The organism is Streptomyces sp. NPDC015220 (assembly GCF_043079345.1).
In the GTDB taxonomy this organism is placed as follows: Bacteria; Actinomycetota; Actinomycetes; order Streptomycetales; family Streptomycetaceae; genus Streptomyces.
In genome coordinates this window covers 59,018-70,490 of sequence record NZ_JBIBUK010000024.1, presented here as the reverse complement: position 1 = coordinate 70,490, position 11,473 = coordinate 59,018, and the positions used below count along the sequence as shown (strand labels likewise).

Genomic DNA, 11,473 nt, shown 5'->3' with positions numbered 1-11,473 from the left:
GCCCCCACCTGCCCGAGCGCCCCCCTTGTCCCACCGTGCTCGGCGAGCAGGAACGTAGTGCCCGGCGGGGAGCCGACAGACGGAAAGATCAATGGTGAACGGAATTGACCGCTTCGTCGATGGCTGGAATCCATCCTGTTTCGGGTCGTCGCAACCATCCTTCTCCGGCGGACAGTTCCGCCGCCGCGCGCCGCACCGCGTCCAGCGCCGGATGCGCCAGCCCCCTGCGCCACACCAGCGACACCGGGGACAGCGGAACCGGATCGACGAGCGGCCGTACGACGGTCCGCGGCAGGGCCGGGAAGCCGACCACCGCCAGGACCGGGTGCCCGGTCTTGGCCATCAGCCGTTCGAACTCCTCCGCGCCGACGGCCAGCGGGGCCGGCGGGGCCACCGCGATGCCGCGCCCCTCGAAGAGGCGGTGCGCGAGGTCGGTCCACTCCGGGGTGCGCGGGTTCCCGGCGCCGGCGTACACCGTCTCGCCCGCCAGCGCGGCCAGCGGCACCGCCGGCAGCGCGGCCAGCCGGTGCCCCTCGGGCAGCGCGACCGCCATCGGCTCGAACCGCACGAACTGGTGGTCCAGCCCGGCCCGCAGCGCCGGGTCCAGACCCGCGTACCGGCCGAAGGAGGCGTCCAGCCGCCCCGCCAGCAGTTCCGCCGCCGCGCCGGTCAGCCCGCTCTCGAAGCGGGCCATGATCTCCTGCTCGGGGGCGAGTTCGCGGGCCCGGTGCAGCACCCGGCGCCCGGTGTCCAGGCCGGGCATGTTGAGGTCGAGCAGCAGCGGCCGGGCCTGACCGAAGGCGGCGAGCAACTCGTCCTGGGCCGCCAGGACCCGGCGGGCGTGCGGCAGCAGCCGCTCGCCGTCGGCGGTCAGCGTCACCTGCCGGGTGGTGCGCACGAACAGCTCGGCGCCCAGCTCCCGCTCCAGCCGCCGCACGTCCCGGCTGAGCGCCTGCTGGGCGACGTACAGCCGGAGCGCGGCACGCGTGAAGTGCAGTTCCTCGGCGACGGCGACGAAGCCGCGGAGCAGTCGCGGGTCCAGGTGGTGGGCGGGCATGCGGCGAACCTACCTCCCCGCGCCGACTCACATCACGGGTGCGTGAATCCGTTCGCGGAAGGTGTTGGACCCCTTGATCGTCCCGGCCCGACCGTAGGAGGCATGCCCCAGCCGACCCCCGCCGCCGCGACCGGCGAGCGGACCCCGCCGTCCCGGCCGCCCCGGCGCCGTCCGCACAATCCCTACCGCCGTCTCCTCGCCGTCCCCGGCGCCCTCGCCTTCACCGCCGGGAACCTGATCGCCCGGCTGCCGATGGGCATGTTCGGCGTGAGCGCGGTCGTCATGATCGCCGGCGCGCGCGGCTCGTACGCCCTCGCCGGCTCCGTGACCGCCACCGGCCTGGCGACGACGGCCGCCGCCGGGCCCTGGATCGCCCGGCTGGTCGACCGGTACGGGCAGGCCCGCGTCGCCGTGCCCGCCACCGTCTCGGCGGTCCTGGGCAGCCTGGCCCTGGTGCTGTGCGTGCGCGAGGGCGCGCCCGACTGGACGCTCTTCGTCGCCTACGCCGCCGCCGCGACCATCCCGAACACCGGTGGGATGTCCCGCGCCCGCTGGGCGCACCTGCTGAGGTCCGACCCCGAGGCGCTGCACACCGCCAACTCCTTCGAGCAGGCGGTCGACGAACTGTGCTTCATGCTGGGACCGGTCCTCGCGGCCTTCCTGACCGGCTCGTTCTTCCCCGAGGCGGGGACACTGGCCGGCGCCGCGCTGCTCATGACGGGTGTGCTGCTGTTCGCCGCCCAGCGCTCGACCGAGCCGCCGCCCAGGCCCCGCACGCCCGCGAAGGCGCCGCTGCGCGCCCCCGGGATGCCCGCGCAGCTCGCCGTCTGCCTCGCCATGGGCGCGGTCTTCGGGGCCATGGAGGTGGTCACGGTGGCGTTCGCGGACGCGCAGGGCCACCGGTCGGCGGCGGGAGTGGCGCTCGGCCTCCAGGCGGCCGGGTCGTGCGTGGCGGGGCTGGTGTACGGGGTGCTGCGGCCGAGTGGTCCGGTGGAGCGGCGACTGCCGTGGTGCGTGGCGGCGATGACGGCGATGATGACGCTGCCCCTGCTGGCCGCCGCGCTGACCGGCTCGGTCCTCGTCCTCGCCGGGGCGCTGCTCGTCGCCGGCACGGCGACCGCGCCCACCATGGTCACCAACATGGCCCTGGTCCAGCAGCGCACCCCCGAGGGCCGTCTCAACGAGGGCATGACGCTCGCGGTGACGGGTCTGTTCGGCGGCATCGCCTGCGGCAGCGCGGTCGGCGGCTGGACGGTGGAGCACCTGTCCCCGACGGCCGGTTACGCGGTGCCGGTGACGGCCGCGGCGGTGGCGCTGCTGATCTCGTCGGCCGGGGCGGCCCTCCGCTCCGGTGGCCGGACGGGGACGGAGGTCAGCGACGGACGAGCCAGGTGAGGAACCGGTGCCCGAGGTAGTGCACATGGGGCACCACGCCGTAGACGGCGACCAGGGGCCACAGGACGAGCAGGGCGGCCCACAGGGCGAACAGGAGGCGCCGGTCGAGGCACGGCTCGCCGGTGTCCTCGTCGAACTCCGTGACGAGGACGCGGACCGTGCAGTCGGCCCCGGTGAGGAACGCCATGCCGAGGGCGAGGTAGGCCAGTGCGCCGAGGAGCACCGCAAACGTGTTCAACCGGTCCTCCGCATTGCGTAGTGCCACCCGGGCACCCGGTGTGATTCCATGAGGGGGCAGGCCCCTGCCCGGACCGGATATCCAAGCGGGGACCTTCTCACCGACAGGCGGTCGCCGACCGGGACTCCTCAGGCCTGATGAGGACTGCCGGTCATCGCCCGCAGAGCCGTCTCCACAACTCCCGGATCACTGCGAGGATCCGCTGGTACGGAGGCTTCTCCTTCGGCTCTGCCTTCCGGTGGCGCCCCATCGGCGCCCTCCCTCCCGACGGGGCAGCCGGAAATCCCGGTGGCTGCCGCCTTCAGGCTCGGGCCGGGCCCCGAAGGCATGGGGCCCGGAACGTCCTTGGAGGGAGAGCGCGTTCAGCGCGCCCGCTGATCATATCCACATAACTCGCGCAATACCCTTATCACTTCACACTTCGCATAAGGGTGCGAAACAAGGGATCCCAGAGCTCGGGAGCGGGAAGCCGGCCGGCCCGACCCGTCGAGAGACTGGCCGGCCCCGGGAGGAGCCGATCGCGACATGCCGAAGGCCCCGCCGCTCGGAAGCGACGGGGCCTTGGCCACATGGGGTGCGGGGGTCTGGGGGCTGCGCCCCCAGCTCCAGCTGGTGGAGATGGCGGGAATCGAACCCGCGTCCAACGGTGCGGAACCAGGGCTTCTCCGTGTGCAGTCCGCTTCGATTTTCTCGGCCCCGGAGATCACGCGGACAAGTCTCCGACGGGCTCAGTCACTGTTTGGTTTCCCTCTTCACCCCGTGACCGGGATCAAGGTTTAGTCCCCTAGTCGATGCCAGGATCCGGGTCGGGAACAGCCCCGGGCTGACACTCCCTTTATAGGAGGCTCGCGATCGCTACCTGAGATCAGGCAGCGAGGGCGAAGGCCTGCTGGGAGGAATCGCGCTTGGTATTGGCGATTATTTTTTTCGGCCTGTGGTTTACGAGATCATGGCCGCTTCCTCGACACGCTTCCCCTGCTTCGACAGCCGCTGTCGAAACCGATCATCCCCATGTTGATTTTTCAAACCCTCCGGAGAGGGGGCCGCACCGTCTCGCGGTGCTTGTGCCATCGTACGTGACCAACGTGGGTCCGTGCCAGCTTATTCCCGGGCGACGGGGACCCCGGCTACGCCCGCTGCTTGCGCCGGACCGCCGACATCGCCCGGTCCGCCTCGCGGCGGTCCTGCTTCTCGCGCAGCGTCTGCCGCTTGTCGTACTCCTTCTTGCCCTTCGCCAGGGCGATCTCCACCTTGGCGCGGCCGTCCTTGAAGTACAGGGCGAGGGGCACGATCGTGTGACCCGTCTCCTGGGACTTCGACTCCAGCTTGTCGATCTCCAGCCGGTGCAGCAGCAGCTTCCGCTTGCGCCGGGCACTGTGGTTGGTCCAGGTGCCCTGGCTGTACTCGGGCACGTGGACGTTGTGCAGCCACGCCTCGTGACCGTCCAGCTGCACGAAGCCGTCGACCAGCGAGGCCCGCCCCTGACGCAGCGACTTCACCTCGGTGCCGGTGAGGACCAGGCCGGCCTCGTAGGTGTCGAGGATGTGGTAATCATGCCGCGCCTTCTTGTTCTGCGCGATCAGCTTGCGCCCTTTTTCCTTAGCCATAGTGCCGACTATTTTTGCACCAACGAGCGGAAGCGCGAAAAGCCCTCCCGCACGGTCAGGACGGATCGCCCAGACCGGTCAGCACCGTCTCGGCCCGTTTCACCGCGTCGCCGCCCGCGGTGAGGTCGGGGGTGATGCCCCGGCCGTCCACGTTCCGCCCGGCCGGAGTGCGGTAGTGCCCGACGGTGAGCTCGGCGACGGAGCCGTCGGGCAGCCGGGTCGGCATCTGCACCGAGCCCTTGCCGAAGGTGCGGGAGCCCACGACGACCGCCCGGCCGCGGTCCCGCAGGGCGCCGGTGAGCAGCTCGGCCGCGCTCATCGTGCCGCCGTCGACGAGCGTGACCAGCGGGCGCGTGGTGTCGCCGCCGGGCTCGGCGTGCAGGGCGCGCTGTTCGCCGTCGACGTCGTAGGTGGCGACCAGGCCGCCGTCGAGGAAGGCGGAGGCGGTGGTCACCGCCTCGGTGACCAGGCCGCCGGAGTTGCCGCGCAGGTCCAGGATGATCCCGGAGGCGGCCGGGGAGCGGCGTAGGGCCGTGCGGACCCGGTCGCCCGTGCCCTTGGTGAAGGCGGCGATCTGGATGACGGTCACGCCGTCGGGGAGCCGGCGGACCGTGACGGAGTCCGTGGACAGGCGGGCCCGGCGCAGGGTCTGGGTCCATACCCGGTCGCCGCGCTGGAGCCCCAGGGTGACGGCGGTCCCGGCGGGCGCGTCGTCGGCGTCGCCGCGCAGCAGGGAGACGACCTCGGTGACGGGCAGCCCGTCGGTCTTCTCGCCGTCGACGCTGCGCAGCCGGTCGCCCTCACGGATACCCGCGTCGGCGGCGGGCGAGCCGGTCCGCACCCTGGCGATCTCGATCCGGCCGTCCCGCTCGCGCCGCGCCCACAGGCCGACTCCGGTGTACTGGCCGTCCAGGGCCTCCTGGAACTCCTCGTAGTCGCCCGGGGAGTAGACGGCGCCCCAGCGGTCGCCGCTGCGGCTGACGGCCCGCTCGGCGGCCTCCATGGGGGACTTGCCGTCGGCCATGGCCTCGGCGGCGGCCCGCGCGACCTGCTCGTGGTGGCCGGCGGAGGCCGAACGGGCCGTCTGAGCCGGTGACTTACGGTCGCCGGCCCGGGAGCCGGGCAGCGAACCGGTGGCCGCGCCGGCCACGAGCACACCGGCGAAGACCAGTGTCAGGGTCGCCCCCGCACGGCCGCGGCGGGGCTGGCGGAACGGGTCATGACCTGACATGGCGGCGAGTCTAGGACAACGCGTCGGGGCCGTACGTCCGGTCGACGCACGGCCCCGCTTGGTGTCCGTCACACCTTCAGGTACTTGCGCAGCGCCAGGAATCCGGCCAGCGCCGGGATCAGGAAGCTCACCGCGAGGATGAGCGGGATCTTGGTGAGGACGGCGTCCCAGCCCACGAAGTTGATGAGCTGGAGCTTGGTCGACAGCGCCACTCCGTGGTCGATCACGAAGTACTGCACGATCACCAGGAAGGAGGAGGCGAGGATGCCTCCGATGAGCCCGGCGACCGCGGCCTCCATGATGAACGGCGCCTGGATGTAGAAGCCGGACGCGCCGACCAGGCGCATGATGCCGGTCTCCCGGCGCCGGCTGAACGCGGAGACGCGGACGGTGTTGACGATCAGCAGCATCGCCACGGTGAGCATCACGGCCATCACCGCGCGCGCGGCCATGTTCAGGTAGCCGAGGAGGGTGAACAGGTTGTCCAGGATGCCCTTCTGGTCCTGCACGGACTGCACGCCGGCCCGCCCGTTGAAGGCGCTGGCGATGACCTGGTACTGCTCGGGGTTCTTCAGCTTGATCCGGTACGACTCCTGCATCTGGTCCGGCGTGAGGGAGCTGGCCAGCGGCGAGTTGCCGAACTGCTCCTTGTAGTGCTTGTACGCCTGGTCCTGCGACTCGTAGGTGACCTCGTCCACCACCGACATCTTCTTGAGGTCGGCGAGGATCGCCTTCTTCTGGTCCTCGGTGATCGCGCCCTTGGCGCAGTTGGGGTCGTTCTCCGCGTCGCTCTTGTTGCAGAGGAAGATCGAGACGTTGACCTTGTCGTACCAGTAGCCCTTCATGGTGTTGACCTGGTCGCTCAGCAGGAGCGACCCGCCGAACAGGGCGAGCGACAGGGCGACGGAGACGATGACGGCGAACGTCATCGTCAGGTTGCGGCGGAGACCGACACCGATCTCCGACAGGACGAACTGGGCGCGCATGGCGTCTGGTCAGGCCTTTCCGAGTGGACTCTTCAGTGCTGGTAGCCGTAGACGCCGCGCGCCTGGTCGCGGACGAGGCGGCCCTTCTCCAGCTCGATGACGCGCTTGCGCATCTGGTCCACGATGTTCTGGTCGTGGGTCGCCATCACCACGGTGGTGCCCGTCCGGTTGATCCGGTCGAGCAGCTTCATGATGCCGACGGAGGTCTGCGGGTCGAGGTTGCCGGTGGGCTCGTCGGCGATCAGCAGCTTGGGCCGGTTGACGAACGCCCGCGCGATGGCGACGCGCTGCTGCTCACCACCGGAGAGCTCGCCCGGCCTCCGGTCCTCCTTGCCGCCGAGCCCGACGAGGTCGAGCACCTGCGGCACGGACTTGCGGATCTCGCCCTGCGACTTGCCGATGACCTCCTGCGCGAAGGCGACGTTCTCCGCCACCGTCTTGTTGGGCAGGAGGCGGAAGTCCTGGAACACCGTCCCCAACTGGCGGCGCATCTGCGGCACCTTCCAGTTGGAGAGGCGCGCGAGGTCCTTGCCGAGGACGTGCACCTGACCGTGGCTGCACCGCTCCTCGCGGAGGATCAGCCGCAGGAAGGTGGACTTTCCGGAGCCGGAGGACCCCACGAGGAACACGAACTCGCCCTTCTCGACCTCCAGGGAGACATCCCTGAGGGCGGGGCGGGTCTGTTTGGGGTAGACCTTGGAGACATTGTCGAATCGGATCACGGATGCACCACGGGTCGCCGGGGGTAGATGAGCGTGACCATACGCGAGTCGGGTGCGGCTGCGCAGTCGCCGGTCTGGGTTGCGGAACAGTTGTACGTTTTGTCCGCGCCGTCGCTCGTCGTCCGGCGGCGCCGCACGGGCCTGAGGGGACCCCGCGCTGAAAACGGGGGAACCTGGCATTGTGGAGGGGGGAACGTTCGCGTGTCGGCGGGCGTTGTTCAGGTGTGACCGGTGCAAGGAGGGCGAGCGCATGACGTACGACCGGTTGGTGTGCGCGAACTGCGCGGCGCCCGTGAGTGAGGGCCGGTGCCCGGTGTGCCGGGCGAACCGCGAGCGGCTGCAGCAGGAGAACAACTTCTTCGCGGGACTGAACCCGATGGCGCTGATAGCGCTGCTGGCGGTGTTGGTGGCCGCGGTGGCGCTGCTGGCCCACCAGGCGGCGTAGCACGCGGGGCCCGCAAGCGAGGAGCCCGGAGCGGTGAGCTCCGGGCTCCTCGTGCGTCAACTGCCGGACACGCCCCGTGGGGGTGTGGCTACGCTCAGGCGGCAGCGCCGCCGCGGCCGCCCACCAGGCGCGGCAGGAAGCGGAAGCCGACACCGCCGGCGATCATCGTCGCGGCGCCGATCACCAGGAACGTGGTCTCCCCGGCGCCGGTCTCGGCGAGCTGCTTGCCGTTGCCGTTGGCCTGCGGGGCGGCGTTCGAGACCTCTCCGGTGTCGGTGAGGGCCGCGGTGCCCTGCTCCTGCGGGACGGTGTGGTTGCCGCCGCCGTTGGGAGAGGTGCCGCCGGTGGTGTCCGAGCCGCCGGTGCCGGAGCCGCCGCCGGTCGAGGAACCGCCGTCCGTGGAACCGCCGGTCGAGGAGCCGCCGTTGCCGCCCTGACCGCCGTTGTCGCCGGAGCCGCCGCCGTTGCCGCCCTGACCGCCGTTGTCGCCGGAGCCGCCGCCGTTGCCGCCCTGGCCACCGTTGTCGCCCTGGCCGCCGTTGCCGCCGCCGTTGTTGCCCTGGCCGCCGTTGTTGCCCTGGCCGCCGTTGCCGCCGTTGCCGCCGCCGTTGTTGCCCTGGCCGCCGTTGTTGCCGTTGCCGCCGTTGCCGTTACCCGGGTCGGACGGGCCGGGGTCGGAGGGGCCCGGGTCGGACGGGCCGGGGTCGGACGGACCCGGGTCGGACGGACCGGGGTCGGACGGACCCGGGTCGGACGGGCCGGGGTCGGACGGGCCGGGGTCGGAGGGACCCGGGTCGGACGGGCCCGGGTCCGGGCAGGTCGGGTCGGCGACGATGTCGCAGGGCGACGGCGACTCGACCGGGTCGGCCGAAGCGACACCGGCCACCATCAGCGACGCACCCGCGGCGACCAGCGCACCCGCGGCTATGCGCGCGACCCGGATCCGCGTCTTGTTCGTCATGTAGTTGCTACCCCCAGTAGCTGTTCGTCAATGAGGCAGCGTTCGAGGCCGTGATCGACGGAGGTAGCTGAACGATGAGCCCCCCGGTTCACATGCGCCCCGTGAATACGCATGCCGCGCTTCACCCTTCCATATTTCAAAGCAACGTCAAGGCCGTTGCGTGAGCGATGTCCGGGTACGCGCTCTTTGCCGGAGGAAGAGCGATGTGAGTGTGATGCAAAACCCGGTCACCCGGGCACGAAAAAGGCAACCGCCGCTCCCTGAGCGGCAGTTGCCTTGTCGACAAAGCGTCCGTTATTTACTTGCTCTGCTGTTCCTGCTGCTTGCGCCAGCGAATACCGGCTTCCAGGAATCCGTCGATCTCGCCGTTGAACACGGCCTCCGGGTTGCCGACCTCGAACTCGGTGCGCAGGTCCTTGACCATCTGGTACGGGTGCAGGACGTAGGAGCGCATCTGGTTGCCCCAGGAGTTGCCGCCGTCGCCCTTGAGGGCGTCCATCTTGGCCTGCTCCTCCTGGCGGCGCCGCTCCAGCAGCTTGGCCTGGAGGACGTTCATCGCCGTGGCCTTGTTCTGGATCTGGGAGCGCTCGTTCTGGCAGGAGACGACGATGCCGGTGGGCAGGTGGGTGATGCGGACCGCGGAGTCGGTCGTGTTCACGCCCTGGCCGCCCGGGCCGGAGGACCGGTAGACGTCGATGCGCAGCTCGGACTCGTCGATCTCGACGTGGTCGGACTGCTCGACGACGGGCAGGATCTCCACACCGGCGAAGGAGGTCTGCCGGCGCCCCTGGTTGTCGAACGGGGAGATGCGCACCAGCCGGTGCGTGCCCTGCTCGACGGAGAGGGTGCCGTAGGCGTACGGCGCCTGGACGGAGAAGGTGGTCGACTTGATGCCGGCCTCTTCGGCGTACGACGTCTCGATGAGCTCCGTCTTGTAGCCGCGCTGCTCGGCCCAGCGCAGGTACATCCGCTGGAGGCGCTCGGCGAAGTCGGCGGCGTCGACGCCACCGGCCTCGGCGCGGATGTTGACCAGCGCCTCACGGGAGTCGTACTCGCCGGACAGGAGGGTGCGGACCTCCATCTCGTCGAGCGCCTTCTTCACCGCGGCCAGCTCGGAATCGGCCTCGGCGCGGGTGTCCGGGTCGTCCTCCTCCTCGGCCATCTCGAAGAGGACGGCGAGGTCGTCGATCCGTCCGCGCAGCGCCTCCGCCTTCCTGACCTCGGCCTGGAGGTGGGAGAGCTTGCTGGTGATCTTCTGCGCCTCGTCCGGGTTGTCCCACAGGGACGGCGCGGCCGCCTGCTCCTCGAGCACGGCGATGTCTGCCCTCAGCTTGTCGAGGTCCAGAACGGCCTCGATCGACTCCATGGTCGAGGAGAGGGACTTGAGCTCTTCGGATACATCGACGACTGCCACGCCTCCAGCGTAACGGCTCCGTCGGGCGGGCAGCGCCGGGCGGCGGGGTCAGGGCGACTGGGGGGCGGAGTGCCTGGTGTCCTGGGCGGGCGCTCCCGGGGCGTCGTCGGAGGTGGCCCACCAGGCTCCCGCGGCCACGGCCGCCGCGAGCAGCGCGCCGGCCACGGTCAGTGTGATCCGGCGGCGGCGGGCGGCGGTCCGGTGGCGGGCCGAGCCCGGACGGGGGGCGCCCGGCGCCCGGGGGGCACGGGCCGTGCCGCGGGCCCCGCCGGCCAGCTCGTCCGGCGCGGGCACCCGCATCGACGTGTGCGTGTCCCGGTTCGAGTCGGGCTGCGCGCCGCGCACCAGCGGCACCGCTCCCCGGCGCCGCACCTGCTCCCCGGCGGGCGCCGACGGCTCCGCGGGGGTCTCCTCCCGCGGCTCCTCCGCCGGGTCCGCGTCGGGTTCGTCCACCTCCAGGGGCGGCATTCCCGCGAGCATCGGCAGCAGCTCGCGCAGCCGTACCGCCAGCTCGGACGCCCGCAGCCGGGACGCCGGGGCCTTCGCCAGGCACTGCACGACGAGCTGCCACAGCTCGTCCGGGATGCCGGGGAGCGGGACCACGGTCTCGGTGACGTGGCGGCGCAGCACCGCTCCCGGGTGGCCGCCGCCGAACGGCGTGAAGCCGGCCAGCAGCTCGTACAGGACGGTGGCCAGGGCGTAGATGTCCACCGAGGCGCGCGGGGGCAGTCCCTCCACGATCTCCGGGGCGAGGTAGTCGGGGGTGCCGATGATCTTCGTCGCGCGGGTGCGCTTCGGCGAGTCGATGAGTTTCGCCACACCGAAGTCGGTCAGCAGCGCCGGGTGCGCTCCGCCGGGGCCGAGCGGGCCCTCCATGTCCAGCAGCACGTTCTCCGGCTTGACGTCCCGGTGCACGACCCCGGCGGCGTGGGCCGCGGCCAGCCCGTCGGCCACGTCGGCCACGATGGCCACGGCCGCCTCGGGGGAGAGCCGGCGCTCGCGCTCCAGGCGGGTGCGCAGGTCGGTGCCGCGCACGAGGTCCATGACCAGGGCGAGGTCGTTGCCGTCGACCACCAGGTCGCGCACGGAGACGACGTTCGGGTGCTCCAGGCCCAGCAGGGCCGTCCGCTCCTGCACGAAGCGGCCCACGAGTTCCTGGTCGGAGGCCAGGTCCTCGCGCAGCAGCTTGATGGCGACGGGCCCGTCCGGCCCCTCGCCGAGCCACACCGTGCCGGCGCTGCCCCGCCCAAGGATCTGGTTCGCGGTGTACCGGCTGCCGATCTTCCGTGCCAAGACTGCTCCTACAGACGCGTGTTGCCGACGCTGCGCCACCCGGAGGACAACCCCCCGGACCCCCGGCCGATAAAACTACGCGTCCGACGAGCCAACCTTCACCGCGGAGACGGAAATCACCCGC

The 11,473-nt window shown here is 71.4% G+C and carries 11 protein-coding genes and 1 other RNA gene; 2 read left to right on the top strand and 10 right to left on the bottom strand.

Annotated features, from left to right (window positions below; genetic code table 11):
- Window positions 1-88: 88 nt before the first annotated feature.
- Entirely contained in the window at window positions 89-1,057 is a 969-nt protein-coding gene (locus tag ACF061_RS32435; protein WP_392270577.1) for a LysR family transcriptional regulator, read from the bottom strand.
- Between the two features lie 102 nt (window positions 1,058-1,159).
- Here ACF061_RS32435 and ACF061_RS32430 point away from each other — a divergent pair, with 102 nt between their 5' ends.
- Window positions 1,160-2,452 carry an MFS transporter gene (locus ACF061_RS32430; RefSeq protein ID WP_392270576.1) on the top strand — a complete coding sequence of 431 codons (1,293 nt, stop codon included), beginning with the start codon at window positions 1,160-1,162 and terminating at the stop codon, window positions 2,450-2,452.
- Here ACF061_RS32430 and ACF061_RS32425 read toward each other — a convergent pair.
- From ACF061_RS32425 to ftsE, 6 genes are all read right to left on the bottom strand, one after another.
- Window positions 2,430-2,690 (bottom strand): hypothetical protein, encoded by a 261-nt coding sequence (locus ACF061_RS32425; protein ID WP_392270575.1) that lies wholly within the window; start codon window positions 2,688-2,690, stop codon window positions 2,430-2,432. The genes ACF061_RS32430 and ACF061_RS32425 overlap by 23 nt on opposite strands.
- A 610-nt stretch (window positions 2,691-3,300) precedes the next feature.
- Window positions 3,301-3,701, bottom strand: a transfer-messenger RNA (tmRNA) gene (gene ssrA, locus ACF061_RS32420).
- Between the two features lie 116 nt (window positions 3,702-3,817).
- Window positions 3,818-4,297, bottom strand: coding sequence for an SsrA-binding protein SmpB (smpB, locus tag ACF061_RS32415; RefSeq protein WP_392270574.1), 480 nt, complete (start codon window positions 4,295-4,297; stop codon window positions 3,818-3,820).
- A 55-nt stretch (window positions 4,298-4,352) separates the two neighbouring features.
- Entirely contained in the window at window positions 4,353-5,528 is a 1,176-nt protein-coding gene (locus ACF061_RS32410) for a S41 family peptidase (protein ID WP_392270573.1), read from the bottom strand.
- Between the two features lie 68 nt (window positions 5,529-5,596).
- Window positions 5,597-6,514, bottom strand: a complete 918-nt coding sequence (gene ftsX, locus ACF061_RS32405; RefSeq protein WP_392270572.1) for a permease-like cell division protein FtsX — start codon at window positions 6,512-6,514, stop codon at window positions 5,597-5,599.
- Window positions 6,515-6,546: 32 nt separating this feature from the next.
- Window positions 6,547-7,236 carry a cell division ATP-binding protein FtsE gene (gene ftsE, locus ACF061_RS32400; RefSeq protein ID WP_392270571.1) on the bottom strand — a complete coding sequence of 230 codons (690 nt, stop codon included), beginning with the start codon at window positions 7,234-7,236 and terminating at the stop codon, window positions 6,547-6,549.
- 250 nt (window positions 7,237-7,486) lie between these two features.
- On the opposite strand from ftsE, the gene ACF061_RS32395 reads away from it, so the two are divergent.
- Entirely contained in the window at window positions 7,487-7,681 is a 195-nt protein-coding gene (locus tag ACF061_RS32395) for a hypothetical protein (RefSeq protein WP_392270570.1), read from the top strand.
- A 94-nt stretch (window positions 7,682-7,775) separates the two neighbouring features.
- Here ACF061_RS32395 and ACF061_RS32390 read toward each other — a convergent pair whose 3' ends face one another.
- The 3 genes from ACF061_RS32390 to ACF061_RS32380 form a co-directional block, all read right to left on the bottom strand.
- The gene (locus tag ACF061_RS32390) at window positions 7,776-8,642 is read right to left on the bottom strand and encodes a hypothetical protein (RefSeq protein ID WP_392270569.1); all 867 of its coding nucleotides are present in this window, start codon (window positions 8,640-8,642) and stop codon (window positions 7,776-7,778) included.
- Between the two features lie 298 nt (window positions 8,643-8,940).
- Window positions 8,941-10,056 carry a peptide chain release factor 2 gene (prfB, locus tag ACF061_RS32385; protein ID WP_392270568.1) on the bottom strand — a complete coding sequence of 372 codons (1,116 nt, stop codon included), beginning with the start codon at window positions 10,054-10,056 and terminating at the stop codon, window positions 8,941-8,943.
- Window positions 10,057-10,104: 48 nt separating this feature from the next.
- Window positions 10,105-11,349, bottom strand: coding sequence for a serine/threonine-protein kinase (locus ACF061_RS32380; RefSeq protein WP_392270567.1), 1,245 nt, complete (start codon window positions 11,347-11,349; stop codon window positions 10,105-10,107).
- Window positions 11,350-11,473: the final 124 nt, after the last annotated feature.